General features: G+C 46.8%; 25 protein-coding genes. 8 read left to right on the top strand and 17 right to left on the bottom strand.

Annotation, left to right across the window (positions count from 1 at the left end):
• Positions 1-16: 16 nt before the first annotated feature.
• The 10 genes from OU814_RS02265 to OU814_RS02220 all read right to left on the bottom strand — a co-directional run bounded on the left by OU814_RS02265 (position 17) and on the right by OU814_RS02220 (position 12,821).
• Positions 17-418, bottom strand: coding sequence for a DUF5331 domain-containing protein (locus OU814_RS02265; RefSeq protein ID WP_017290732.1), 402 nt, complete (start codon positions 416-418; stop codon positions 17-19).
• 87 nt (positions 419-505) lie between these two features.
• A complete protein-coding gene (gene bchL / locus OU814_RS02260) occupies positions 506-1,366 on the bottom strand; it encodes a ferredoxin:protochlorophyllide reductase (ATP-dependent) iron-sulfur ATP-binding protein (RefSeq protein WP_017290733.1) in 861 nt (286 codons plus the stop codon).
• A gap of 498 nt (positions 1,367-1,864) precedes the next feature.
• On the bottom strand, positions 1,865-2,293 hold the full coding sequence (locus OU814_RS02255) for a hypothetical protein (protein WP_268180131.1): 429 nt from the start codon (positions 2,291-2,293) through the stop codon (positions 1,865-1,867).
• 108 nt (positions 2,294-2,401) lie between these two features.
• The gene (locus OU814_RS02250; RefSeq protein ID WP_268180129.1) at positions 2,402-3,757 is read right to left on the bottom strand and encodes a hybrid sensor histidine kinase/response regulator; all 1,356 of its coding nucleotides are present in this window, start codon (positions 3,755-3,757) and stop codon (positions 2,402-2,404) included.
• Positions 3,758-6,484, bottom strand: a complete 2,727-nt coding sequence (locus OU814_RS02245; RefSeq protein WP_268180127.1) for a CHASE2 domain-containing protein — start codon at positions 6,482-6,484, stop codon at positions 3,758-3,760.
• A 55-nt stretch (positions 6,485-6,539) separates the two neighbouring features.
• On the bottom strand, positions 6,540-7,451 hold the full coding sequence (locus OU814_RS02240) for a DUF928 domain-containing protein (protein ID WP_017290737.1): 912 nt from the start codon (positions 7,449-7,451) through the stop codon (positions 6,540-6,542).
• Between the two features lie 150 nt (positions 7,452-7,601).
• Positions 7,602-10,139, bottom strand: a complete 2,538-nt coding sequence (locus OU814_RS02235; protein ID WP_268180125.1) for a CHAT domain-containing protein — start codon at positions 10,137-10,139, stop codon at positions 7,602-7,604.
• A gap of 137 nt (positions 10,140-10,276) precedes the next feature.
• Positions 10,277-11,812 (bottom strand): AMIN domain-containing protein, encoded by a 1,536-nt coding sequence (locus OU814_RS02230; RefSeq protein ID WP_268180123.1) that lies wholly within the window; start codon positions 11,810-11,812, stop codon positions 10,277-10,279.
• A gap of 215 nt (positions 11,813-12,027) precedes the next feature.
• Positions 12,028-12,462, bottom strand: a complete 435-nt coding sequence (locus tag OU814_RS02225; protein WP_017290740.1) for a hypothetical protein — start codon at positions 12,460-12,462, stop codon at positions 12,028-12,030.
• A gap of 149 nt (positions 12,463-12,611) precedes the next feature.
• Entirely contained in the window at positions 12,612-12,821 is a 210-nt protein-coding gene (locus tag OU814_RS02220) for a hypothetical protein (protein ID WP_017290741.1), read from the bottom strand.
• A 262-nt stretch (positions 12,822-13,083) separates the two neighbouring features.
• Here OU814_RS02220 and OU814_RS02215 point away from each other — a divergent pair, with 262 nt between their 5' ends.
• Both OU814_RS02215 and lepB read left to right on the top strand, forming a co-directional pair.
• Positions 13,084-14,277, top strand: a complete 1,194-nt coding sequence (locus OU814_RS02215) for an MFS transporter (protein WP_190651857.1) — start codon at positions 13,084-13,086, stop codon at positions 14,275-14,277.
• Between the two features lie 93 nt (positions 14,278-14,370).
• Positions 14,371-14,961, top strand: a complete 591-nt coding sequence (lepB, locus tag OU814_RS02210) for a signal peptidase I (protein WP_017290744.1) — start codon at positions 14,371-14,373, stop codon at positions 14,959-14,961.
• On the opposite strand, the gene OU814_RS02205 is transcribed toward lepB, so the two are convergent.
• Together OU814_RS02205 and OU814_RS02200 are read right to left on the bottom strand one after the other, a co-directional pair.
• Positions 14,939-16,168 carry a dihydroorotase gene (locus OU814_RS02205; RefSeq protein WP_268180121.1) on the bottom strand — a complete coding sequence of 410 codons (1,230 nt, stop codon included), beginning with the start codon at positions 16,166-16,168 and terminating at the stop codon, positions 14,939-14,941. The two genes, lepB and OU814_RS02205, sit on opposite strands and share 23 nt — an antisense overlap.
• Before the next feature lie 113 nt (positions 16,169-16,281).
• Positions 16,282-17,607: a histidine phosphatase family protein gene (locus OU814_RS02200; protein WP_268180119.1), complete on the bottom strand. Its 1,326-nt coding sequence runs from the start codon at positions 17,605-17,607 to the stop codon at positions 16,282-16,284.
• Between the two features lie 127 nt (positions 17,608-17,734).
• On the opposite strand from OU814_RS02200, the gene OU814_RS02195 reads away from it, so the two are divergent.
• Both OU814_RS02195 and OU814_RS02190 read left to right on the top strand, forming a co-directional pair.
• Complete coding sequence (locus tag OU814_RS02195) at positions 17,735-18,133, top strand: DUF3110 domain-containing protein (protein WP_017290747.1); 399 nt, start codon at positions 17,735-17,737, stop codon at positions 18,131-18,133.
• Positions 18,134-18,194: 61 nt separating this feature from the next.
• Complete coding sequence (locus OU814_RS02190; protein WP_268180117.1) at positions 18,195-18,371, top strand: hypothetical protein; 177 nt, start codon at positions 18,195-18,197, stop codon at positions 18,369-18,371.
• 9 nt (positions 18,372-18,380) lie between these two features.
• On the opposite strand, the gene OU814_RS02185 is transcribed toward OU814_RS02190, so the two are convergent.
• Complete coding sequence (locus OU814_RS02185) at positions 18,381-18,752, bottom strand: VOC family protein (RefSeq protein ID WP_017290748.1); 372 nt, start codon at positions 18,750-18,752, stop codon at positions 18,381-18,383.
• Positions 18,753-19,179: 427 nt separating this feature from the next.
• Here OU814_RS02185 and OU814_RS02180 point away from each other — a divergent pair, with 427 nt between their 5' ends.
• The 3 genes from OU814_RS02180 to OU814_RS02170 all read left to right on the top strand — a co-directional run bounded on the left by OU814_RS02180 (position 19,180) and on the right by OU814_RS02170 (position 20,194).
• On the top strand, positions 19,180-19,332 hold the full coding sequence (locus OU814_RS02180) for a hypothetical protein (RefSeq protein ID WP_172410449.1): 153 nt from the start codon (positions 19,180-19,182) through the stop codon (positions 19,330-19,332).
• Between the two features lie 67 nt (positions 19,333-19,399).
• Positions 19,400-19,534 carry a hypothetical protein gene (locus tag OU814_RS02175; RefSeq protein WP_017290749.1) on the top strand — a complete coding sequence of 45 codons (135 nt, stop codon included), beginning with the start codon at positions 19,400-19,402 and terminating at the stop codon, positions 19,532-19,534.
• 90 nt (positions 19,535-19,624) lie between these two features.
• Positions 19,625-20,194, top strand: a complete 570-nt coding sequence (locus OU814_RS02170) for a DUF2808 domain-containing protein (RefSeq protein ID WP_268180111.1) — start codon at positions 19,625-19,627, stop codon at positions 20,192-20,194.
• A gap of 83 nt (positions 20,195-20,277) precedes the next feature.
• Here the strand turns inward: OU814_RS02170 and OU814_RS02165 are convergent, their stop codons facing one another.
• Positions 20,278-21,765 (bottom strand): FAD-dependent oxidoreductase, encoded by a 1,488-nt coding sequence (locus OU814_RS02165; protein WP_268180109.1) that lies wholly within the window; start codon positions 21,763-21,765, stop codon positions 20,278-20,280.
• Positions 21,766-21,953: 188 nt separating this feature from the next.
• Here OU814_RS02165 and OU814_RS02160 point away from each other — a divergent pair, with 188 nt between their 5' ends.
• A complete protein-coding gene (locus tag OU814_RS02160) occupies positions 21,954-22,490 on the top strand; it encodes a DUF1643 domain-containing protein (RefSeq protein WP_268180107.1) in 537 nt (178 codons plus the stop codon).
• 137 nt (positions 22,491-22,627) lie between these two features.
• On the opposite strand, the gene OU814_RS02155 is transcribed toward OU814_RS02160, so the two are convergent.
• The 3 genes from OU814_RS02155 to OU814_RS02145 form a co-directional block, all read right to left on the bottom strand.
• Complete coding sequence (locus OU814_RS02155; RefSeq protein ID WP_268180105.1) at positions 22,628-23,050, bottom strand: hypothetical protein; 423 nt, start codon at positions 23,048-23,050, stop codon at positions 22,628-22,630.
• 416 nt (positions 23,051-23,466) lie between these two features.
• A complete protein-coding gene (locus OU814_RS02150) occupies positions 23,467-23,901 on the bottom strand; it encodes a hypothetical protein (RefSeq protein WP_268180103.1) in 435 nt (144 codons plus the stop codon).
• A 107-nt stretch (positions 23,902-24,008) separates the two neighbouring features.
• Positions 24,009-24,452, bottom strand: coding sequence for a hypothetical protein (locus OU814_RS02145; protein ID WP_190651865.1), 444 nt, complete (start codon positions 24,450-24,452; stop codon positions 24,009-24,011).
• Positions 24,453-24,690: the final 238 nt, after the last annotated feature.

Here is a 24,690-nt window from a genome sequence, read left to right as displayed (position 1 = left end):
CTCTAAAGTGAGGATTTTATTGAGGCGATGGTGTCGTTCGGTTGCGTCCTTCGCAAGCTTCATCAACTTCAGCCGGACGACGAGGTTTCTGAGGCGCTTCGGTTGCAGAACTCGCAGGAAGATACTTGGGAGTTTCAGCTTTGAGTTGTTTGTGATTCAGTTCTTGTTCGGGATCAAAGTTCAGTCCCAGTGCAACAACAATGCGATCGGGATGATTGCTCAAGTCCACAATGAGCGGCAGCATTTCGGTCAGACGGGGTTCTTCGGTTGAGAGAACACCCAGAATAAAGCTAGAAGACGGTCGCCGTTTCCCTTCGCAACTGACCCAGATCGACAACCGAGAAATCCAAGAACGGTTTGCTTCGTAATAGTCGAGCCAGCGGTCTTTGAGCGATCGACGTAATTGATCAATGTTCACAAGTCAAACAAAGTAAAAGGACAAAGTTGGCACTAAAGATCACATATCGCAATTCGTAGCCTTCATCCTTTCCCCTTCATTCTTTCTTTAGACCATCATCAAATCTAATTCTTCCTCGGCAGTTTTTGGCTGTTGTGGATTGAGATAGAAGTCAGACAGCAACGAGAATAAATCGCGATCGGCAGCATCTTTTGGAACGACTCCTTCAGGATTTGCCAAAATCTGATCAGCAATGTTCAGATAGTAATCACACACATAGTTCAATGAGGGATCAGACTCCGCCATTTCAAACAAGGTTTTTCCTTTGACTCGCGAAACGCGAATGTCTTCAATCAAAGGCAACACTTCCAAGATCGGCATCGGAACTGCATCGACATACTTTTCAATCAAATCCCGCTTGGCGGTTCGATTACCAATCAGTCCTGCTAATCGTAGTGGATGTGTCCGCGCTTTCTCTCTGACCGAAGCCGCAATCCGATTTGCTGCAAACAACGCATCAAATCCGTTATCCGTCACGATCATGCAATAGTCTGCATAGTTCAACGGAGCCGCAAATCCTCCACAAACCACGTCTCCCAGGACATCAAACAGAATCACATCATATTCATCAAATGCGTTCAGTTCTTTGAGCAGTTTGACCGTTTCACCGACTACATAACCACCGCAGCCTGCTCCTGCTGGAGGCCCACCTGCCTCTACACAGTCCACACCGCCATAGCCTTTGTAGATAACATCTTCAGCCCAGACATCCTCATAGTGATAGTCCTTTTCCTGAAGCGTATCAATAATGGTTGGAATCAAGAAGCCAGTCAAGGTAAACGTACTATCGTGCTTGGGATCGCAACCGATTTGTAAAACCTTTTTGCCGCGTTTTGCCAATGCGACTGAGATGTTGCAGCTTGTCGTCGATTTGCCGATGCCGCCTTTGCCATACACTGCGAGTTTCACTCTAAGGTTCTCCTAAGTCGTCTCTGAAGGGGTGAGTACAAATCTGTTCTGTTTGCATTGTTGTTGATAAGACCGTTTCTGCCTAGTCCTCGCAAAAAGAAGTTACATCGCTAAGACAATTCAGTTGAAGAATATATTTATCAGAACTCCAAGAAATCTTACTAAGGTGAATTAAGCAATTATTTAGCAATTTTCAAATTCTTGAATTCTTTTTTTTATAAAAATAAGAACAAAAAACAAACAGATTAAACCTAACCCTGTTGCTCTTTTCGTTCAATTGCTGATTAGGTCAGTTCCTGCGTCCTACCCACGATTTTCCAATTCAAAGTTCTTCAGAGTGAGGAAGATAGACAACTGCTCCTGCCTACAACGCAGTACCCTATCCGTTCACTGCAGAGTTCTATTAAGAATCATCAAAGTTTTGCGGTCTTACTCAAAGAAAAAGGCATCCACACTGGATGCCTCCGTGAACTCCTTTGATGATGAAAAACGAATTAGCTATGCACCTCGACGATTTCTGCGTTGCTGACGCATTTGTTGAATTTGATCGCGTTGCGCTTGTGTTAGTACTTCTTGATTGATTTTTTGCTGAGCTGATCTCATCTTGTCTCGAATCTGCGTTTTCTGTGCATCAGACAAATTCAGCGATCGCATCATCTTTCCAGGCTTTTCACCTCGCTGTACTGCTGCATCGTACTGAGCACGCTGCCCATCATTGAGCACGTTGGTGTAGATATCTTTTTGCACCGCTTCCCGAATCGACTTCATGGATTGCTTCTGTGCATCAGTCAAGCCCAGCTTATTTGCATATTCCTGTTTTGGGACTTGTGCCAAGCGGTTGATAGGACGAGCATGAGCTGCAAGCATCGGCGAAACTGCCATCATCAGCGCGATCGCACCGGGGAGAAGAATTGCAACTTTTTTCATTGAGAATTTCTGCATGGTGTAAGTCAAAAATTAGGTCAGTGATCAGCTAAAAACTTAGCTTCACTCCTTTAGACAGACTCACAATCTCAAAGGTTCAAATTATTTTTCTTAAATCGGCAGCGAGATCGTAAATTCAGTTCCTTCACCTACAATAGAGTGGCATTCTAACTGCCCTCCATGCTTTTCATTCACAATTTGCCGGCTAATTGGTAATCCAAGTCCCGTTCCTTTTCCAACTGGCTTCGTCGTAAAACTGGGTTCAAAAATCTGGGATTGAATCTCAGGCAGCATCCCCAGTCCATTATCCTTGACACGGATTAGAACTGTTTGATTTGAGCGATCAATCTCGGTTGAAATCCATATCATGTTGGGAGACTCTACAATCTCTGCATAAGAGCGCGTTTCATTTTTCTCTTCAAAAGCATCGATCGCATTCGCAATCAAATTCATAAAGACCTGGTTGAGTTGCCCTGGATAGCAGCTAATTGGTGGTAGTTCTGCATATTGTCGAATAATTTGAATTTCAGGATGTTTCTCATTTGCTTTCAGGCGATGTTTGAGCAGCATAATGGTGCTTTCAATTCCCTCACGCAGTTGAAATTCAGTTTTTGAAGAGATATCTGATCGCGCAAACGAGCGTAGCGAAAGACTAATATCCTTGAGGCGATGAACCCCTTCATGAATTGATTTGATTAATTTTGGCAAGTCTTCGGCAACATACTCTAAATCAATATCTTCAATAAATTCTGCAATATCTTCAGCAGAATCTTTGCGCTGATACATCTGAATTAACGCAAACAAATCGCGTGTGTAATCATCAATGTGTTTGAGATTGCCGCTGACAAAATTAATCGGATTATTAATCTCATGTCCGACACCTGCAACAAGTTGACCCAGTGTAGACATTTTCTCACTCTGCACTAATTGCAATTGAGTCGTCTTTAATTGATGCAGTGATATTTCTAATTCGGCGGTACGATCTCGAACTCGTTGTTCTAGTTCCTGAGCTAATTGTTGCAGTTGCGCCTCGGTTTCGGCTTGTTCGGCAATTTTCGTTTGTAGGGATTGATTGAGGTGCGAAATACTTAAATGCAGCTTAACGCGAGCAATGACTTCTTCTTGCTGAAAGGGCTTGGTAATATAATCGACCGCGCCTAGTTCTAACCCTCTAACTTTATTGATGGAATCAGAGAGAGCGGTCATAAAAATGATGGGAATGTGCTGTACTTTAGCATTGGCTTTGAGACGCTGACAGGTTTCAAATCCATCAATCCCAGGCATCATCACATCCAGCAAAATCAAATCCGGGAGTGCGTACTCGGCCTGCTCGATCGCAGATTCTCCATCTGTTGCCATCAATGTTTTCCAGCCTTGCCCTTGCAGCGCTTCAGACAGGACTTTCAGGTTGGTTGGTGTATCATCTACAAGCAAGATGCGAACCGGGACCAATGAAATCGGGATCATTTAATGTGCCGCCTTAGTGTAGGACTTGATAAACTGACGGATTTTTCCAGCTTGAAACGTCGCAGTAAGCTTCTTCAATTCGGCTACAAACGTTGTATAGCAAGGGTCTTCCTCTATTAATGTACTCAGAATACCCTCGATCGCAGTAATATCGCCCATCATAGCAAGATGATAGATATCATCTAAGACATTCTGTGCTGGAAGAACGAGTTTACCCTGGACCGGTGCGGCTTGAGCGGGCGATTCCGTGGGTTGAGTTTGATAGATCCAGGTCAGATTCAGGAGAGCTTGTAGTGTATTGAGCAATTCTCCAACTTCAAAAGGTTTGGGAAGAAAGGCATTTGCACCCGCATCAAGGCTACGCTGACGATTGGAGCCAAAGACATTAGCACTCGAAACAATGATGGGAATTGCACTTGTTTCAGCAGTAGAGCGCAGTTGCTCAATCAATCCCATTCCATCTAGCAGAGGCATCGCTAAATCTGTAATTACGAGATCAGGATGATCTTCGTCAATTGCTAACCAGCCATCACTTCCGGTGTAAGCGACTTTGACTTCAAATCCGATCTGTTGTAGTAGTGTTGCCACCATACTGCATTGAGTCCGATCATCATCTACAACGAGAATAACCGGGGGTTGACCTTGAATTCCAATGACTGTCTGGGTTTGCGCTAGATTCTGGGTAGATTGATTCCATTCGGATGCGATCGCGAATTCAACTTCGAGCGAAAAAATACTGCCTTCTCCTAAGCGACTCTGCACTTGAATTCCGCTTCCCATCAAGTTTGCAATTCGCTGGCTAATGGCAAGTCCTAGCCCTGTTCCTTCAGATTTGCGCTCAACGGCTCCGACTTGTTCAAAAGGGAGAAAAATTTTGTCTACTTGCTCGGTAGACATCCCTACGCCTGTATCTTCGATTTCAAATCGAATTCTATACTCTTGAGCCGAGAGTGCGCGGAAGGTGACCTGTCCTTGGTCTGTAAATTTGATCGCATTCCCGAGTAGATTGATCAAAATCTGTCGCAGTCGCTTCTCATCAGCAACAATGCCAATCGGTAAGCAATCGTCAATCTCGACCTGAAATCCAATCCCTTTCTGCTCAGCCCGGATTCGGCAGATTTCAGCAACCCCATTGAGAAAACTCGCAAGATGAATGCTAGACAAATCAAGTTCTAGCTTACGAGCTTCAATTTTTGACAAATCTAGAATGTCATTGATCAACGTCAGCAAGTGGGAGCCGCACTGATGAATAATTTTGATGCCTTCTTGCTCTTTAGGGGCGACTGATCGCTCTAAGATTTGGGCATAGCCTAAAATTCCATTGAGCGGTGTCCGCAGCTCATGGCTCATGTTGGCAAGAAATTCGCTTTTTGCTTGGTTCGCAGAATCTGCTGCCTGTTTTGCCTCTAAGAGTTCGCGGGTACGTTCCTCAACTTTTGTTTCTAGCGTTTTGGAATAATCAATGAGTTGATTGTTCGCAGATTCTAATTCGCGATTCGCTTCTTCTAGTTTTTGGTGTTTGTGAGAATTTACAGTCGCAATCACACTCGCAATGAAAGAAGCAAGCGCGGGTGTGACTGGAATCAGCATTCCTCCTAGAAAAATGAAATAGGCTCCCGAGACAATTGCACCACTTGTCCCGACCGTTGCCCACAGAATTTTTCCACCCGGAAGGCGCTGGCGACTAGGTAAACTTGCTAACGTCCAACTTCCTATGGTTCCAAACAGAGAGCAGGCAAAAATCCAAGCAATGAATTTTTTGATTGTCAAGCCATGCAGCATGTTGTTCTGCTTGACACTATTGACCAGTTGATAAGCAATGTTGGCATGGACGACTACGCCAGGGGTTGGATCTTGAGCAGAGAACCACGAAGAACTAAAGGGAGTTCCAAAAAAGTCGTTGGTGCTCGCGGCAATCGAACCAATAAATACCATACGATCGCGCATCAAATCTGCGGGAACGCGTCCTGCGAGAACATCTCGCATCGATACTGTGTGGAATGCTTTTTCTGAGCCATGCCAATTGAGAAGAATCTGGTAGCCGCCAACATCTGCGTCTGAGTATCCTGCTTCTTGATCTTTTAGAGGAAGATAAACGGTTTGACCAAGCTTGTATTGGAGTGGATTGTTATCTGAGCTGTCTAATGTGGTGCCTTCAGCTTCTAGATATTTTAAAGCAACTCGTGTTGCTAGTCCCGGCTTAACCGTCTGATCTTTCGCATCTTCAGAGGTGAGCAAGGCACGCCGAACTTGGCGATCGCCGTCTAACACTAAATCTGCGATCGCAACTTGGTCTTTCTTTTTTAAAGCAGGCGGAGGTGCAACGCGATCACCTGTGATTTTCTCAACTCCAATCAAATTGGGTGTGGATTCAAATACATTGACCAGCTGCTTGTGACCTTCACCTTCTGGCAAATCGCGATAAAGATCTAGCCCGATTGCTCTTGGCTTTTGTGCCCGAATCTTTTCAATTAACTGTGCTAGTGACCAGTCTGGAATCGGCCATTTTTTTACACTTTGAATATCTTCCTCATCGATTGTGACCACCACAATCGACTTTGCCATTTCTCCGGTCGATCGCTGCCGAAAGAACTGATCGCGCACTTGCCACTCAAGCAAATTAAATACACCTAGCATTTGTCCCGCAGTAACAGTTGCAGCAACGCTAGGTGCAATGATCAAGACGCTACGATTTCGCCGAAAAAAAGCTTGGATTTTTTGCCGCATAGTAGTTACATGATTCGGAAAGCACTGGTCGCACTGACCAGTGCTTCATAGAGAGTTAGTTAAGAGAAACGAGCATTGGTGCTTGTGTGATCGAACCGAGTTCGACAGATGAGAGGAGTTCGCTCCAATGGTTGGTCAGAACTTCATCTGTGGGGTGACTTGCCCGCAACATTGCCAGAGTTGCAACACAGTCATACCAATGTCCATTCTGTCCCAGAATTTTTGCTTTCTGAAGCGCATCGGCTTGTTTGAGACTTGATGCCATTTCTGCGCTCATCTCAACTCGTTGAATCCAGCCATCCACATAGGGAGCACTGGGGTTTAACTTGTTATCGATCTTGAGTGCTAGAAACCACTGGTAGTCTTTACCCACCTCTAAAGCAGGTATAGACTCAGGGAGGGAAATGGCGCGAATGCCCGCTTCTTGATTGACCGCAATCGTTGTTTCATAGATCGTGGCTCCTGCTTCATCTTTCAGGCTAAAAACTGCTTCTTCAGCATCGGTTGCAGGGAGATAGACCAAGATCGTTGGGCGTTCAGAGATCGTCGTGCCGTAGTAGTTTTGCGGCGTAAGAGCCAACATTGCGGCCGGACCCGATGAAGCCACGAGTGAGGGATCTAACTCCTGTCTACCAAGACGAGAAGCGCCACCCGCAGTTACGCGAGCTGTACGATTAGTCCGCGAAGGTTGGAAGAATCCACGCGAAGCTCCACCCACGGCTGCACGAACACGACGGTTTGCACCGGGTTGGAAAATGCTGCCACGAGAAGCTCCGCCTGTCGCTTGACGGACAGTGCGGTTTTGCCGATTCGTAAATATGCTGCCACGAGAAGCTCCGCCTGTCGCTTGGCTGGGAGAGCCATTGCCAGGAGGAGGAGAGAACGGAAATGCTTGAACTGGAGTCCAGGCGCTACTAGCAATCAGGGCGACAATGCCCATCGTGCTAGCAATTGCTTGTTTTTTCATAAAACTTCCATCGCATCGGAGTAAGATTGGACACAATCGAACTGAGCTAAGAGAACACCACTATAAACTAATCCTAGAGAATATATTCCCTTTAGCCAGTGGTGAGTTTGCGTAATTCTCAGCTTGAGGAATCCGTGAATCTACAGTTTTTTACTGCCAATTTCCAACCATGACAAATCCACTCCAGAAAAAGGGATCTTTAAAGTCCGTTTTGCGTATCAAATGGAGTTGTGCTTGGCGTAGAGCTTCTGCTTTGGTGCTTCTCGATTGACCGAGTTCTTGATAAAACTGCGTCATGAGTGTTGCGGCTGCTTTATCTTTTACAGGCCAAAGCGTTGCGAGGGTAGACCGTGCTCCTGATTTTACTGCTAGTCCTGCCAGTCCAAGAACAGCGCGATCGTCACCACTTGCGGTATCACAAGCGCTGAGCACGAGTAGATCGATCGCTTTTGAAGCGTCCCGGCTTTGTAGGAGTTCGGAGAGTTCTTTGATGTTGACAACTCCATCCCAGGTCAGCAGGAAGGTATCTTCGAGGCGAGAGCTAAACTGTCCATGTGTGGCAAGATGCACAACATTCGCTTTACTGTCTTTTAATTGAGTCGATAATGCATTGCCTGTAAATTGTGCGTTAAGCAGTTTGGAAGAAGGAACGGTTTGCGCGATTTTTTTAACTTCAGTTTCTACAGCAGGGAGGGCAGAAAAGCCCGAACGAGACTCACTGATACCAGCAACGATTGCGCCAATGTTGGTTTGCTGGAGGGAACGTGCTGCCATTAACTGAAGCCCAGGAGATAGAGTGACAGCATACTTCTCGATGAGGTATTGCTTGCCATCGTAAAGGGCTGACATGGGAATATTTCGCAGTTTACCGTCTAGAACAAACACCAGTGTTTTTGTCTGTTTTAATTCGGACTCGATTGGACGAATCAGCCAGTCGTAGACTTGTTGAGAGACGCGATCGCGAGCTTGAAGGTTGGAAACTGGGTTGAGTGCAGCCAGCAGTTGATCGAGCGTTTCTTCGACTTCGGCTTGCGATATTGGGGTGATGTGATATTGCAGAGGTTTGCCTGCGGTGGAAGAAATCACGGCTAAGCGATCGGGCAAGATAATCGGATAGACAACAGTTGCAGTCGTGTCAACCTGGTCAATTTGTTGGGTTTTATCAAGACAAGCTTCACGGAAGAAGTTGTCGAGTTCTGCAACTTGTAGAGATTCGATGAGTTCGCGAGCTTGGGTGAGTTCTGCTTGACCTGGTTGACCTTCGAGTAAGAGGGCCACGAATTCACGGTAGACCGGTTCGACGCTTTCTCGGAAGGAGAATTGGACATCAGGATTGATGGCTGCAAGGTCGCCTCGGATGGCACGCAGAGATTTCACTGCTTCGGTGTAAGGTGAGATCGCTTGCTTAGTTTTGCCTTGTTCGATTTTCAACCGTCCCATTTGCCAAGCAGATTGAGCAATGATCTCATCGGCTTGAAGTTGACGAGCGATTTCGAGAGATTGCTGCGTAACGGTTTCGGCTTCTGCCCATTGCTCCGTGCGCCCGTAGAGCTTGCCCCATTGGTTGAGGGCATAAGCTTCGGCTTGGGAGTCTTGCAAGCTCTTGGCTGATTGAACTGTTTTCTCAAGTAGGCTTGAGAGCGTGTTGAGCGATAATAGTTTTTCGCTGTTTTCAAGCTGATTGAGCGAGGCGGCAAAATTAATTGCGCCATACATAGAAGTACGGTTTGGGGGGAGTTGCTCAAGCTGGGATAATAGCTGGGGTGCAATTGGAGCGGCTTGGTCGAGTAACCCGTAATCAATCAGAAGTTTGAAGCGATCGAGACGAGCTTGCAGTTTCTCAATTGGGCTAACGGCCGCTTGTTCGGATTGTTCAAGGTATGCTAGAGCAGCATCTGGATCGTTTAAGTCGGTTGCCGCTTTTCCAAGTCCTGCTAGAATTGCGCTGATTTCGGATTTAAGATTTTTGGCTTTGGCGATCGCTAGACTTTGTTCTAAAACTTTACGGCTTTCCGTCGAATCTCCAATCATTTGCAGAGTCGCGCCGAGTGTTCTCAATCCGCTAACTTTGACTTGAGAGTCCGGCAGTTTAGCTAATTGCTGGTTGATTTCGTTTAATTGCTGCTTGGCACGGCGATAGTAGCCTAAGCTTTGTAGGGCTTGAGATTGGTTAATTTGACTGCCTAGGCTACCGATTGTGTCTCCCGCTTGAGTGTAATAAGTCTGAGCTTGTTTCCAGGTTTCTAGGGCTGCTTCTGCTTTGCCTGTATGGAGGAGTAAACTAGCTTGAGTATTGAGAACCTGTGCCCAGAGAATGGCATCTGCTTGGGGTTTCGTCGCTTTGAGATGGGAGAGGCTTTGCTCGATCGATTGAGTCGCTTCAGCCCATTGACCCAATTCTTGCTGTGCCAAAGATAAGTAGCTGAGGCTAAGGGCAGCATTGGAACGATCTCCTTTTGCCTGAGATTGTTGTGCGGCAGTTTGCCATACGGAAACTGCTTCTGCAAATCGCCCAGACTGATAGAGGGTACGTCCTTGATCTAAGAGAGTCGCGGGTTGTGCAGCAACACTCGGGGCAGGAGTTGGTTGGAGGGTTGCTTGAGCAGGCGTGATGGCGATCGCTAAAGACAAGCTGAGAACGCCGAGGCAAAGATGGAGCAACCGACGGTGTTTTGATCGGGACATCATAGACAGTTACCTGAGGTCAGTGGTTCGCAAAGTAGACTTTGCCGAACAGGAATCAGGTCTAGTGTTCCCCTATGCGCTACGGGCTATCAATGCTCGGCTGTGGGCGGGATAGTCGTGAGAGTGCGAGTTTGCATCGGTTATCTGGAGAAGAGGTTGAAGTCCTGAGTTAATTGAATCTGAATTAATTGTCTGGGCTGAATTGTAGCGGGTCTAGAAGCTGTGAGATAAGTTACGCCTGCTCCAAGCGCGGCTCCGCCAATCACGTTTCCGCCCGAGAAACCACCGAGGACGGCTCCAGCGATCGCGCCGAGTCCAGAGTTTTGAATTAAGCGATGGTCTTGAACTTGAGGATTGCCGCTGATCGTGTCTGATTTGCCAATGAAGGCAAGATTTTGACCTTGGATAGTGACGGCTTGGGTGACAAATCGACTTCCGTTTCGATCGGTTTCAAACTTTCCCATGACTGCACTCCCAGGCGCAACGAGTAAGCGCCCTGCGCGATCGCGGATTTCGTTTTGCAAAATCAATACATCTTGTCGAGATTGATTGCCCTGAAGTTTGAGTGGCTCGTTGCCGGGATAAAACAGGCTAAGCTTTGTGCCAACAGGAAGGAGACTTTCAGAAGATCCGTTGGCAAAACGACTGATTTGCTGCGGGGTGGATGGGGGTTGCTGATTGATGAGGGTGGGTAAGGGTTGACCGAATTGGATGGTTCTCTGGCGGACAGGAACAGGAGTATCTTCGACGGGAGCAGAGGTCGATCGAGGTTCCACGATCGAAGAGGGATCGGGAGAGCGGCGATCGAGTTGGGGAACGGTCACGGTCGGCGGTGTACTCGGTAAATTTGTGGGAGCATTAATGGGCGGAAACGAATCTGGAATTGCCAAGCTGGGATTGACTTCTGGAAGTTGTAAGCCAGGCGATTGAGGGACAGCGCGAGGAGTAATCGGCGCATCTGGAAAAAGAAGACTACTTCCGGTGGGAGCATTGCCTGATCCGGCAGCGGGGGGGAGGGGAGTAGATTGAGCAGGCGGTAGATCAGGGACAGTCGCAGCAGGAGGCGCAGAATTAGTTGCAGGGGGAGGGGTTACAGGCGGGAGGTCGGGGTTGATGGCGGGGGGAGCGGGCGGTAGTCCAAAATCGTTTGCGGGAGTGGCTGAAGTTTGGGCGACTTTTGGTTCTGCGGGTTGGATTGGAGTTGTTTTGGGAAGGGGAGCGGTCTGGATGGGACGCAGGGAGTTGAAAACGGCTTGGGTTTGGGGGGAAGGAGTGCGAGCCGCTAGAGTAGGGCGGAGTATCCAGATTTTGTCTGAGCTTGGGGCTTGTTGAAGTTGGACTTGTTGGGTTGCCAAGGTTTGATTGGGCGCAAGTTCGAGGACAATCCGGGTGGTATCTGGCTGGAATTGGAAGACGCGAACTTGCCGAACTGCGCCCATAAAAGTCTGTTGGGGAGAAATCTGACCTACCTGGGTGTTGGGTAAATCAAGGACGATGCGATCGGGTTTTGAGAGGAGAGAATAGGTCGGTTTGATGCCTGCTGCGAGGGTAACTTCGAGTTGATTGATGTCGGGGTCGAACCGCAAGTTTTCAAGCGGGGCTGCGATCGCGGATGCGCTGGTGAGGAGAACGATCGCGCTAATCAATTCGGAGAATGTGAGGGCTTTCTTCAGCATGGCAAGTCAGGAGAAAATTAGCGATCGAGTGGGGGACACTCGGAGAGGAAAGAATTGGGTGGATTATAGGCGAGTTTTTGGGAACTGTAACTGTTTTTGGACAAAAAGATTGCCTAAGCACGTGGCTTAAGCAATCTTCCTAGCAATGCATGAATGTTAGGTTAGAGCAGAACTTCTGTAGAGACGTGTCGCTGAAATGCCGCTACAGGAGTGATTTATTGCTTTTTCTCAGCGGGTTGGGTGATTTTTTCTTTGGCTGCATCACCTGCTTGTTTGGCAGCGACTCCAGCTTGCTTGGCTGCTTCACCGGCTTGTTTAGCTGCTTCGCCGGCTTGCTTTACGCCTTCGCCAGTCATCGTTTTTGCGGCTTCGCCTGCTTTGGTTGCAGCTTCACCCGCTTTGGTTGCGGCTTCGCCTGCTTTAGTTGCGGCTTCGCCTGCTTTGGCTTTTACAGATTCGCCTGCTTTCTTCGCTGCGTCACCCGTTTTCTTTACAGATTCCCCGGCTTTGTTCACTGTCCCGGCAGGTTTTGCAGCGGGCGCGGTTGGAGCAGCAGGAGGAGCAGCCTGCTCGGTTTCAGCACATGCAGTTAAGCCCATCATTAGAGCAAGTCCTGCAAAGACGCTAATTGCTTTGAGTCTCATCATCATGTCAACCTCAATAAATTAGTAGATGTTTCGTTTGGAGAAGCCATCACAATTTATCGCATCTTGGTTAATCCAATGCTTTTGTAATTAATTTTTTATTGTTTATAAAATTTATTCTTTTCAATGCCCGAGTGAGTTACGAGATTTTCTTATTAAACTTTATTGCGCCATAGCTTTTCGAGCATTTCAATTTGCTGTTTCAACGCTCGACGTTTGCGTTTTTTCTGCACAAAAATTGCAACACAAACACCGAGAGGAAGCGCGATCGCAAACAGTCCCTCTGAAATCAGAACGGCATCATTCTCAACGGACCATCCTGGAACTGTGGAGATAGAGCAAATGAGTCGAAAATGGGTTTGCATAATGAAGAGTGGCAGCAAGAAAAGATTGCGTCAATGCCTTCTGATCTGAGTAGATTTTATTTTGTCACTTGATGCTGGAACGCCTTGTATTTCTTATTTTTCTTTAATGTTGAATCTGAGTGTGACGATTGGCAACATCCCGGGCAATTGACCAATCGAATCGGGGAGACGAATATTTTTCAGGGTTTGCAGAATTTAATGTCTAAACATAGAGATTACTGATATTGATGACACAGAGGCATTAGAAAAAGGCGATGAGAATATGGGCGAAGATGCGAAGTCTGGTTTGGTTCCTAACCCACAACCAAGTCGGTTTCAAGCGTGGCAGCAAGTGATTGGGCTAGCAATTTTGCTCGCAGCAGTCATGTTTACTTGGATGATTTATGGAGTGTTTCAACCCAGGATTTTAAGCAGCTTAGGGTTTACAGCCTTGGCGAGTCAGTTGGGGATTTATCAAGGTTTATTGGGCGCGATCGTTGAACCTGTGGTGGGATGGAAATCGGATCAGATTTTTCGGCGGTTGAATACGCGATTTCCGATGGTGACGTTTGGGGTGACGTTGGCGGGATTGATCTGTGTTTCGGTTTCGGTTTTGTGGCAAGAGAAGGCAGTAATGCTGGCGATTCGGAATTTTGTGCCGATTCTGACGACGGTTTGGGTGATCGCAATGATTATTTTTCGCGGACCTGCGATCGCGCTGTTGCGGCAGTTTACTCCGGCTGACTTTCCCCTAGCAAATGCAATTTTGACGCTGGTGTTTGCTTTGATGGGGGCGATGTCTCCGTTGGTAGGTCGTTTGATTACTCAATGGGGGGCTTCGGCAACTTTTCTACTGGGAGCGCTATCGCTGGTGGTGGGGGGACTACTGTTCAAATGGTCGCAGCCCCCGCTCCAACTTGCAGAAGTCACGAATGATCCGCCGATCCCGCTGAAGAAGGCGATCGCGATTTTTTGGGTTGGATTGGCAGCGGGAATTCAAAGCACGTTGTTATTTGGTTATTCGCCGCAACTGCTGCATCAGCAAATTCAATGGCTGGAGCCAGCTTATCTAACTTCGGCGATTTTGGTCATTTCTGCGGTGAGTGCTTTGCCGTTAGAACGGTTTGCATTGACTTGGGGGGTGCATCGATCGATGTTGATGAGTTTTTCGGTGATCGCGTTATTGTTAGGCGTGTTGAATGTGCCTGCTAATTGGCTGTTTCTGGTGCTTTTTGGCTTGGCATTTGGATTGTTGTTTATTAGTCAAATTCCTTATGCTTTGGGAGCGGTTCCGAGTAATCAAGCGGGGTTTGGAACGGGACTTTATTTTGGGGGAATTGGGGGTGGATCGGCGATCGTGAGTTGGGCGTTGGGAAGTCAACCTGTGTCAAGTAGCATCATACTCTGGGGATTTTTGGCGACGGTGATCGGAGGGATTGGGCTAATCGGTACGAGACGCGATCGCAACTTGATCTAAAAAATTCTGAAAGTTCAAACTTGCTTGTGTAGATTAGACTGAGAACGAAGGTTTTCAAATCAGCCTACACAATCTTTATCTGTTTAAGGTGAAATGAATCGAGTGGATAACCCGGCTCCTAACAACAAAGTGCGTCAGAAAGACGAAAATCCCTGGCTAGAGGGACTCAAAACGATCGGTTTAAGTGCCGTTCTAGCGATCGGGATTCGGCAGTTTGTTGCGGAAGCCCGTTATATTCCATCCGGGTCGATGTTGCCGACGCTGCAAATTAACGATCGTTTAATCATTGATAAAATCAGCTATCGCTTCAATAACCCTCAACGCGGTGATATTGTGGTCTTCGCTCCGACTCCTGCCCTAGAGAAGCAAAATTTTCACGATGCGTTTATTAAGCGTGTGATTGGGTTGCCGGGGGATAAGGTGCAGGTCAAGGGCAACCGAGTTTATGTGAATGACCAGCCGTTGCGCGAAAATTATATTGGAAAAGATGAAGCGCCCCAGTATGAATGGGGACCGCAAGTGATTCCGCCTGATTCTTATTTGGTGCTAGGCGACAATCGCAATAATAGCTATGACAGTCACTACTGGGGATTTGTCCCACGCGACAAGATTATTGGACGGGCAGTGGTGAGATTCTGGCCTCCGAATCGGGCAGGTGAGATTACGCCAGAGCCTCAGTATTAAAGATTTCTAGGACTCGACCTGTAATTGAGTGGTTGAGCCAAGAGGTATTTGTGGACAGCGATCGTAGATTTGAGTGATCGACTGTCCATTTTTCATTGGGAGCGAACAAGATCAAATCTTTGGACTGAAAAGATTGATTGAGGCACTGGGCTGAGCGTGTGGTTAAGCTTTGCCAGAGCGTTAGGGCAGACCAGCGACCGGATTCGACTAAATTTGACCAGAGTAGGGGTAGAGCGAGTTCTAAGCCGATCGCTCCTGGAGGTGCTTCGCCGAATGCAACGGTTTTTTCTTCGTAGGTGTAGGGGGTGTGATCGACTGCGATCGCGTCAATGATGCCATCTTGAACGGCTTGGATTAAAGCGTCTCGATCGTGCTTGTTGCCTAAGGGTGGGTCGAGTCTCAGATTGGGATCATAGGTTCCGACGGCATCTGTATCTAAGAGCAAATGGAGCCAAGTGGTGCTGGCTGTGACAGGTACACCTCGTGATTTGGCATCGCGAATCAGTTCAACTCCTCGTGCTGTTGAAATTCGCATGAGATGAACGGGTGTGCCAATTTCTGCGATGCATTCGAGTAGGGCGGACAAGGGGGCTGATTCTGCCATCGTTGGGACTCCAGGCAGACCGAATCGCATTGAGTTTGCGCCTTGTCGGATTACGCCTTTTCCGGCTAGTCCTGGATCACAAGCCCAGAGTGCGACGGGTTTTTGAATGGGGTGGAGATATTCTAGAGCGCGACGAATCAGCGTTAAATTGGGAAGTGCTTTTCCGTCGGTGAATCCAATAATTCCGGCTGCGGCTAATTCTGCGAGTTCGGTCATTTGTTGACCTTCTGTTCCGAGCGTGAGTGCGCCCCAGCAGTTGATTTTGGGGGATTTGGTGCGAATTTGGGTGACGCTTGCGGGATTGTCGATCGCTGGATTTGTGTCGGGAAGGAGATTGAGTTGAGTGAAGCCTCCTGCGATCGCGGCTTGTTCGATCGACGCGAGCGTTTCGCGTTCTTCAAATCCCGGTTCGCCGCTGTGACTGTAGAGATCGATGAGTCCGGGGGCGAGAATTTTGCCAGCGCAGGGTTGAATTTGCGTGTCTGGGGGAATTTCAGAGGGTGCGAATGCGCGGATAATCCCGTCTTCAATTAAAACGTCGGTGATGCGATCGACATTTGCAACCGGATCAAGCGATCGAACTTGCTGGAGCAGAACAAACATAGTTTTGTGCAACGAATAAAACAGGAGAATGAGATCGAGTAGGATGCTTCCCGTTCAATATTTAAGTACGGTTTCGCATCCTATCTTGCACTCTCTACCTTTTTCTTAGGTGATTAGAGTGCGCCTGCGGCAGTCTTGTCTAAAACACCTCCTAAATGGGTTGTGATATTCATTGCCATTAGTAAGGGCGTTGCATCGTTGCCTTTGGGATAGTCGATGACGCTGACGGCACCGTTCCCTTGTTTGAAGTTCCAGAAAGAGGCTGTAGTTAAACCGGAGATGTAGCAAAGAATTGCTTTATTGATGGCATCGTGTGCAACGACGAGGATGGTTTCTCCGGGTTGGGCATTCTTAACAATCTCGTTCCATCCAGCGATCGCTCGATCCCAAACTTGCTGCAAATTCTCGCCTTCTGGCATTTGGACGGTTTCAGGGCGACTTTGCCATTGCTCGAGTAAACCGGGATAGTCTGCTTCGATTTCAGATTCAAACTTCCCTTCCCAGAGTCCGTGACTAATTTCGCGCAGGTCGTCGCGCAGTTTTAAGTCGATGTCGGGATGATGTTTCAGAATGAGTTCTGCGGTTTCTTTGGGGCGTGCCATTGAACTGCTGACGGCGGAATCAATGGAGACAGATTTAAGGAATTCGCCAGCTTGGGAGGCTTGACCTCGTCCGTTGTCGTTGAGGGGAACATCGATTTGTCCTTGGAAACGTCCTTGGCGGTTCCACTCGGTTTCGCCATGTCGGACGAGTAAGAGGCGTGCGCCTTGGTGGTTGGGACGGAGTTTGGGGATGGTTTCGCCTAAATGAGAGGTGACGTTGAGGGATTCGATTTGAACGGTTTCTCCAAAATCGCCGGAAAAGTTGAGAACGGTGATGCCGCAATTGGAGATATGGAAGCGTTGATAGTCGGCGGGTTCGAGTCCGATCGCGGTATTGATTAAGGCGCGATTGATGCCACTGTGAGCGACGATCAAGAGGGTTTGGTTGGCGTGTTGGGGAATCGTCGATCGCCAGAATCGTTCTGCTTGCTCGTATAAGTCTTGAACTGGAGCGAGTTCGCTGCCATCGGGTAGCGTCATTCTGACTTTATGTGGCTCGGTGTGCCAGTAGTCATACATTTCAGGATATTTTTCTTGGACTTCGCTGAAGAGCATTCCTTCCCAAAGAAAAACATTGATTTCTTTTAAATCGTCTGTGACTTGCAGAGCGGGGGGATTGTCTAATCCTTCAAAAATCACTTCGGCTGTGCGTTTTGCACGTTGGAGTGGGCTGGTATAGATGGCATCGAATTGCAAGTCTTTGAGGGCTTTTGCAACCTGGGTTGCCATGATTTCTCCTTTTTCGGTCAAGGTGGAGAGATCACAATGCCCCTGCGCTCTTTTTTCAACGTTGTAGCTGCTTTCACCGTGGCGGACGAGAATTACACGAGTCGTCATAGATTTTGGGGCAAAAAAGTCAGGATGATTCTATCGTGTTCGTGTGTCAAATGATGAGAAATCTAAAGTAGCGATCGAACATAATTGCAGTACCCTTGGATCTAGTCCATCCATCTTCACTAGAGCTATGCAAGTTTTCGTTCTGCTGTTCAATGCTGACACCGATAATCCGGGGATTCATACGATTAGCGTGGGAACTCAGAATTTGGTGTTGATGTTTGCGCAACAAGATGATGCGGAGCGGTACGCGATGATGCTGGAGGCGCAGGATTTTGCGGTTCCGACGGTGGAAAAGATTGATCAAGAAGAGATTGAAGAGTTTTGTCAGGATGCGGGCTATGAGGCGTATCTGATTCCTGAGAATTTTATGCCACAAAATGAGTTTGAGCGGTTGTTGTTGGCTCCGCCTGAGGCGAATCGTGAAGAGACGGATTGGAGCAGTGAGGATAAGCCGGAACGTGAGGAGTCGGAACTGTCGAATGGGGAACTCGATCGCATTCGTCGCCAGTTAGAAGGGTTGCTTTGAGTTTTAGTCTCAATGTCTCAAACGGGTTTTATCAATAGACTCATTCTGAGTCTCAAGTGATTTGATTAAAGCGATCGTTGGGCTTCTGCGGCATGGTATCGAACTCATTGCGTGCTCGAATCTTGACCAACATGGAAGAAGGGGAAGTTTTGAGAAGACGGAAACGATCGAGCACGGGGTAACGAAAGTGAGGCAGGCGATCGAGGCGCTCAACTCTACGATCGCCGTTGATGCTTGAAGCGGAAACTTACTGCATAGAATGTAAGCCGAACAGATTGCCTTCGGTATCAGCAACTAATGAGATGAAACCATACTCTCCGATCGACATCTTAGTTTTTTGAATTCGACCGCCGAATTCTTTGACTCTACTTTCTTCTACTGCACAGTCATCGCAACTGAAATAGATCAGAGTACTGTTACCTCCCGATGAAACTCCAGGCATTTTTACTAATGCACCCGCTGCACCTTCGCTTCCCATCTGCATCGGAAAGCTCCACATTTCTAAATCCGGGTTGTTCAGACTTTCTAGTTTGCGTTGAAAAACAGATTCGTAGAAGGCTTTAGCTCGATCCATGTCTTGCACATAGATTTCAAACCAGATAACGGGATTGCTATTCATCGTTGCCTCGCTGAATATAGTACAAATATATTGTAGAGCGGGTCAGTTTAGCGATCGACGATCGGTTGAGAATTGTAATACTCGACTTTGAGTCTCGTTTTCTCAAAACTGTTTTATTGCTGGACTTAAAACGAGACTCGTTTAAGACTTTGCGCGGCGAATGTGTCTCGGACGAGACTTACTTTAAGTCTATTAACGTGTCTTAAATAAGAAAAAGATGGTACGAGCCATGGGAACAATCACAATTGAGGCAACGATAGCGCTGTTTGCCTACCCTGGAAAGCTTGGAAAAAGACATCTGCTCTTGTTGGGATGAACTTCTGAAAACAAGCACAAAGTTTCTTTTAGTCTTCTCATCTGTCATCGGAAAACCGCTTAAAGTTAGAAATGGGACGATACACTTTATTCGCTTCAAGAGGTGTACATTATGAAACCTGCAACTTGGTTACCCGAAGAAAAAGACGAAAAAGTAAACCAGTATCTTGATCACATCAATCGTGCTCCATACGCTACGATCGCGGCTGTATCCGTTGGGCTGTTCTGTCTATTTACGGTCATCATTCTGCTAAGCAGTTTCTAGGACTTCAGTTCTGAGACCCGAAATGCTTCTCATCGACTTCTAAAACCACAGACTTAAGGAGGCTGAGATGGAAGCTTCTGAGTACCTGAAAATGATTAAAGAAAGACTCATTTCTGATTCAGCAAGTTGGGGAAGCTTATTCACTCTGGCGCTTGGCATTACTGTGCTTGTAACATTGATGATGTTTTATGCACAAGGATAACTTGTCTTCTTGAATCGCTGAGTCTTTGCATTCTAGTCCACTTCTTCACCTACTCCAATGGTTGAGATTGTTTAGAGTTGGAGTGAAATTATGTTGAGAAAGCTATCTTCGCTAAAAGCGCGATCGCACTTCGCATCGGTATTTACAATCAGTGCAGTTCTGCTCAGTATCTTACCGTTGACTGCGAGAGCAGGGCAAATTGGAGGACGGAGCTACTTTGAACGTGCGCCTCATCTCGTTCGGACTGCTGCTAGTAACGTTTTAGCTCATACTCCATCGGCTTATGAGTTTACGATTCAAGTGCCATCGGATGCTGGAGCAGCTTTGCAAACGGTTAGAATTGCTCAGGAGGAAAACCTCGATCGTGTCAGCTTCGATCCTTCACAAAGTCGTGCATTTCTAGGAGATCACATGGCGAGAGGGCAATCGGTTTCACTCGCCGCGATCGGTGGTGAACGCCCCAACAATAAGAGTGAGACAACCGTCACATTTAACCCTCCGATTCAACCCGGACAAACTGTGACTGTTGTACTAGATGCAACAGCAAATCCTTGGCAGGGAGGCGTTTATTTGTTTGGAGTCACGGCTTATCCTGAAGGAGATCAAGCTTCTGGATTGTTCTTAGGCTATGGACGCATTCATTTGCAGTCTTACCAGTAGCTTCCTTTCAATCTGATTAGAAACAATGTAGACCCTTTGCCGTCGAGGGTCTTTTCTTTGGTTCATGAATCCATTGCTTGACCTTACCATTGAGATGCGATCGCACTTGCAAGCAGACTGATGATCACAAGGATGCTGAACACCTTGAGAATTTTGCTGCTCGATTGCTCCTGACTCCAAATCTCTTGATAAGACAATTCCTGATTCTGAAGCTGAAAGAATGCTGGAGGACTCATACCAGGAAGGAACCGACTGAGACCAAAGTGGAGAAAAAACCGCATCATCCACAATCGCGCCTGCAAGCGATTCTGATTGTATTGCCAAGGGGCTGCGGTCTGAGCTAGGCGAACGACTGCCTGAACATCCATGGCTCGAATCGCCTCATACCGTGGAAGTGCCTGTAATAGATCATTTTGGCTTTGACACAGGATGTCATTTAAAACAGACACATCTTCTAATGCTGCATTCACACCTTGTCCGATATCCGGGGGAAAACAATGAATGGCATCTCCTAACAGCACGATGCCAGCCTGAATCGTTTCTGATGGTTCTTGCTTCAAGAGATAGTGCAATCCAGGGCAGAATTGAGGCATTGGAAAAACGCCACCGTTACTTTTAGCAAATCGATCGGCTTCTTCGATCGAGATCATTTGACGAATGGGCAGTTGTGGAAAGCCTTGCTCTAAAAACTGGAGAACCTGCTCGCCCGTTTTCAAGCTCCAGATTTGATGATCTGGATGGGTGATGATATTGACAGTGCGCGGCGCGGTGTCATCTTTGAGGGGCAAAAGACCGAGCGTGAGAAACTGAGTGCGACTCCGCCATATTCCCCGAATGGCATAAGCTCTTGTAGAAACAGCCTGGTCTTGATGTTGAGCGTCAAGCGGAAAGTTTGGGGGTAGGCTCAACACTTTGTATCGCAATCCAGAACTCGGAGAAGGAAATCGTTGCATCTCAAATCGATCCGTGCGCTCCCACTGCTTCAATGTCGTGCGAACAATCGATTGGATTCCATCACAGCCAACTAACAGAAATGGTTCAAATCGCTCAATCTCATGGTTCGATTTCTGAGCGACTACTTCCAGCGTTTTGATGCCTTCCTCTGTGCTAATTTGATTAATCTCTGTACATTGAGTGTCGAAGCGAACCGTAATGTGGTCTTGCCAGTTGCGTTCGATTTCTTCGTAGAGCAATTGGACAAAGACTCTTCGAGGAATCCAATACGCTATTTTTCGGTTGGAATTGACGATCGGTAATTTTGAGGTTTTGCGCTTACCGTTGGGCTGAATGCGGGTGATGTAGAACGCTGTATTGGGAACACCGATTTTAGGTAACTGTTCAGTCAGTCCAAGTAAGTCTGTTAATTTTTGACCTCGACCATCAATGAGGTAGTTAAAGGACTTATCTGGCTCGTAGTAGTCGGCTGCCGTGCGCTTTTCTAGCACGGTAATATTTGTCCATCCTCGGTGTGCCAACATGAGTGCTGTCGCGAGTCCTGCGGGACCCCCTCCAATAATTAAGGCATTGGTGTGAGAAAGAACGAGTTCGCTTGGCGTAGGTTGAATCAACATAGAGCGTGTAGAACAAGTGCGCTTAGCTCTCATAACGATATCGCACTCAAAAAAACTAGAGCAGCAAAGCTCGATGGATCGTCTTTAGAAAAGATGAGTGCGGCAAGTCATAACAAAGCAAATTTCTAACGAATTTGCTTTGTTATGACTTGCTTCAGCAGGCGTTGCCGCCCTAGTTTTTGATGGATATGCTGAGTTCAATCACCAATGTCAGGCAGTTCATGAATCAGTCGTCCTGTTTTCCTGCGGTTGAAACCCCTTCTAGTGATGCGATATTTTCTCCTTGCCGAAGATATCGCTATGTTCTTTGGCGAAGGTGGGCGAACGATTGGAGTTCTAATTACGCCATGTTTGTTGGCTTGAATCCATCTACGGCAGATGAAAAACAGGATGATCCTACAATTCGCCGTTGCATCAAATTTGCGAAAGATTGGGGGTATTCGGGTCTTTGTATGACAAATTTGTTTGCGTATCGAGCAACAAACCCAAAAGATATGATTGCCTCAGTCGATCCAATCGGTTTAGACAATGACAAGTATTTACTGGAGTATGCGGCAAGGGCAAGGATTGTTGTGGCTGCCTGGGGCAATCATGGAACTCATCACGATCGACATCTTGACGTTAAAAAGATGCTTCCAAATCTTTATTGCTTAAGGCGAACTAAGCGAGGAATGCCTTGGCATCCACTCTATCTTCCACAAACACTCCACCCAATTCAGTTTTGATAGGTCTGGGTTTCACATGCAAGCCGATAACCTTTTAGCTCTGTAAATCTAAAACATTCCCAACTTCTGTATGATGAGCGTGTCTCGAATGAGACACAGATTAAGTCTCATATAGCGTCTTAAATGAGAAAAAGATATTATTGGTGAGAAGAGTAAGGTTGGATATAGCGGCGATTTGCTCTGACGTAGCATTTGTAATTTTGTCCAGATGCGCTTCTAACTCGCATCCAGGGATTGCCGTTTTTGTCTTTTGCATTGAGGAGAACTTCGTCTGCGCCGCCACGACCGACATCGGCTTGCAGTAATTCTGAGCGTTTGAACTGTCGGATAATCCGAGACTTTGCATCTGCATTGCTGCGACAGTTTAAGTATAAGACTGTCACTTGCCAGAGTGAGCCGTGCATCAGAGGAGATTGGACTATGCCTTTGACTGGGGCTTCATTGCTGAAATAGTTACCTTGCCGATCGGGGTTGGAGTTGTACGGCTCGGAAAGGGTTGGAGTTGCAATCGTGATGGTAATGATTGTGAGAGTCAAAATAATGGAGTGTGGTTGTTTCATTGGCTTCTGCGATCGAATTTACAGTTTCAAATAAGACTTAATTTAGGACTCATTATAAGTCTCATATAAGACTAAAGAGGCGATTTACTGAAGAGATCGACGGGTATAATCAGGTCAAATTTGGATGGGCAAGCCGCGATCGAGTCGAAAAATAGAGGTGAAAATTTAGTCCATTTTCAGTCCAGTTAATTTTATAGTCCAAGATTATCGAACTTGAACTCCTGAAAAGTCTGGATTTGAGAAAGTAATTAAAATTTGAACTTCTGCGGTTATCGCAGAAGTTCAAAGGGTTCTCAATCTCGATCGATGGTTTAGCTTTGTGATTTCCTGACAGCTTCACAACCGATCCAACATTGAAATCAGTCTTGTCTCAGATAGGGTAGGAAAATCAAGCTTCCCTATCTTTCCACATTAATTTATTTCCCTTTCATCGCTTTATATCCAGCAATCTCCTCCGCACTCGGCATGAACAGATCTTTCTTGCTCATAAAAAGCTGCTTCTTCTGCTCTGGAGTCATCGACGCAAAAATTTCCTTTTTCGGAAGCGTCTTAAAAACACCTGCAAGTTTAGCCTTCTGATCTGGCGTGAGCATTAATGATTGCATCGCCTTAGGCAGATTCGGCGTTCCTTCTACGATCGCACTCTCAAGCTGCTGTTGCTGCTCTGGAGTCAAAATGCTCTGAAGCTGCGGCAAAATTTGTGTTTTCAGTTGCTCAATCACATCAACTGGAGCCGCTTCAGCCACAGATAAAATCGGAGGAGCAACCGACAAAGGTGTTGCCTGCACCCTTCCTGCAAAACCGAGTAAAACAACTAAACTTGCAAAAACGGACACAAACAATCTTTTCATATCAATCTCCTGCAATGATCCAATACAAATCGCTTGAAATCTGTCTCTGCGATCGAGGAATTTGACGCTCGATCGCACTACCAACCGTTAGATGTCGGTATCCAACGCTAAGAATCAGATTCAGTCACATCAGTAGACTTTTCAGCACCCTTTGCCTTCTCTGCCTTCGCAGCTTCCTTCGCCTTTTTCGCCTCTGCCTTCGCAGCTTCCTTCGCTTTTTTCGCTTCTGCCTTCGCAGCTTCCTTCACTTTCTTCTCTTCAGCCTTCGCTGCAGCTTTTGCCTCCTTCGCCGCCTTCTTCGCAGCTTTCTTCTCCGCTTTTGCTGCCTCTTCAGCCGCCTCTTCAGCGGCTTCAGAATCTACTTCTACACTAGGAGCAGCTTGCACTTCAGACATATCGTCTGCTTTTTGAGCATAATAGCCCTTCGTCTGTTCAAGATCAGTCGTTGCACTTGCCGCTTGAGCTACACTCATCACTCCAAACGAAAGACTAAAAAATAATAAAAATGTAACTGCTACTGCACTCAACCGACGCGCAATGTGTTTGAGCATAAAACTCCAAATCTCCAATTTCTAACAAACATCAGCTCGAACAAATCAGAACGCTACCCAATCCGGTCGCACAAAAGGTCTACGGAACCAGATTCATCTTTACAAAATTTGCTTCATGCTACGTGAAGCGAATAACGTCCATTTATCACTGTATACCGGATACATTTAAAGACTGCAGCAGAGGCTACGATCGAAGGAAAAATTAGAATTACTTAAACAAGTAGAAATTTTCTATATG

The sequence above is a fragment of the Leptolyngbya sp. GGD genome (genome assembly GCF_026735145.1).
GTDB classification, from domain to species: Bacteria; Cyanobacteriota; Cyanobacteriia; order Leptolyngbyales; family Leptolyngbyaceae; genus Leptolyngbya; species Leptolyngbya boryana.
This window is presented reverse-complemented; position numbering and strand designations above follow the sequence as displayed.

Bases quoted from the DNA above. Each gene is read 5' to 3' on its own strand.
- OU814_RS02255 (WP_268180131.1), bottom strand. From the start codon at position 2,293: ATGAAAAAAGTTGCAATTCTTCTCCCCGGTGCGATCGCGCTGATGATG.
- OU814_RS02250 (WP_268180129.1), bottom strand. From the start codon at position 3,757: ATGATCCCGATTTCATTGGTCCCGGTTCGCATCTTGCTTGTAGATGAT.
- OU814_RS02245 (WP_268180127.1), bottom strand. From the start codon at position 6,484: ATGCGGCAAAAAATCCAAGCTTTTTTTCGGCGAAATCGTAGCGTCTTG.
- OU814_RS02240 (WP_017290737.1), bottom strand. From the start codon at position 7,451: ATGAAAAAACAAGCAATTGCTAGCACGATGGGCATTGTCGCCCTGATT.
- OU814_RS02235 (WP_268180125.1), bottom strand. From the start codon at position 10,139: ATGATGTCCCGATCAAAACACCGTCGGTTGCTCCATCTTTGCCTCGGC.
- OU814_RS02230 (WP_268180123.1), bottom strand. From the start codon at position 11,812: ATGCTGAAGAAAGCCCTCACATTCTCCGAATTGATTAGCGCGATCGTT.
- OU814_RS02225 (WP_017290740.1), bottom strand. From the start codon at position 12,462: ATGATGATGAGACTCAAAGCAATTAGCGTCTTTGCAGGACTTGCTCTA.
- OU814_RS02220 (WP_017290741.1), bottom strand. From the start codon at position 12,821: ATGCAAACCCATTTTCGACTCATTTGCTCTATCTCCACAGTTCCAGGA.
- OU814_RS02215 (WP_190651857.1), top strand. From the start codon at position 13,084: ATGGGCGAAGATGCGAAGTCTGGTTTGGTTCCTAACCCACAACCAAGT.
- lepB (WP_017290744.1), top strand. From the start codon at position 14,371: ATGAATCGAGTGGATAACCCGGCTCCTAACAACAAAGTGCGTCAGAAA.
- OU814_RS02205 (WP_268180121.1), bottom strand. From the start codon at position 16,168: ATGTTTGTTCTGCTCCAGCAAGTTCGATCGCTTGATCCGGTTGCAAAT.
- OU814_RS02200 (WP_268180119.1), bottom strand. From the start codon at position 17,607: ATGACGACTCGTGTAATTCTCGTCCGCCACGGTGAAAGCAGCTACAAC.
- OU814_RS02195 (WP_017290747.1), top strand. From the start codon at position 17,735: ATGCAAGTTTTCGTTCTGCTGTTCAATGCTGACACCGATAATCCGGGG.
- OU814_RS02185 (WP_017290748.1), bottom strand. From the start codon at position 18,752: ATGAATAGCAATCCCGTTATCTGGTTTGAAATCTATGTGCAAGACATG.
- OU814_RS02180 (WP_172410449.1), top strand. From the start codon at position 19,180: ATGAAACCTGCAACTTGGTTACCCGAAGAAAAAGACGAAAAAGTAAAC.
- OU814_RS02175 (WP_017290749.1), top strand. From the start codon at position 19,400: ATGGAAGCTTCTGAGTACCTGAAAATGATTAAAGAAAGACTCATTTCT.
- OU814_RS02170 (WP_268180111.1), top strand. From the start codon at position 19,625: ATGTTGAGAAAGCTATCTTCGCTAAAAGCGCGATCGCACTTCGCATCG.
- OU814_RS02165 (WP_268180109.1), bottom strand. From the start codon at position 21,765: ATGTTGATTCAACCTACGCCAAGCGAACTCGTTCTTTCTCACACCAAT.
- OU814_RS02160 (WP_268180107.1), top strand. From the start codon at position 21,954: ATGCTGAGTTCAATCACCAATGTCAGGCAGTTCATGAATCAGTCGTCC.
- OU814_RS02155 (WP_268180105.1), bottom strand. From the start codon at position 23,050: ATGAAACAACCACACTCCATTATTTTGACTCTCACAATCATTACCATC.
- OU814_RS02150 (WP_268180103.1), bottom strand. From the start codon at position 23,901: ATGAAAAGATTGTTTGTGTCCGTTTTTGCAAGTTTAGTTGTTTTACTC.
- OU814_RS02145 (WP_190651865.1), bottom strand. From the start codon at position 24,452: ATGCTCAAACACATTGCGCGTCGGTTGAGTGCAGTAGCAGTTACATTT.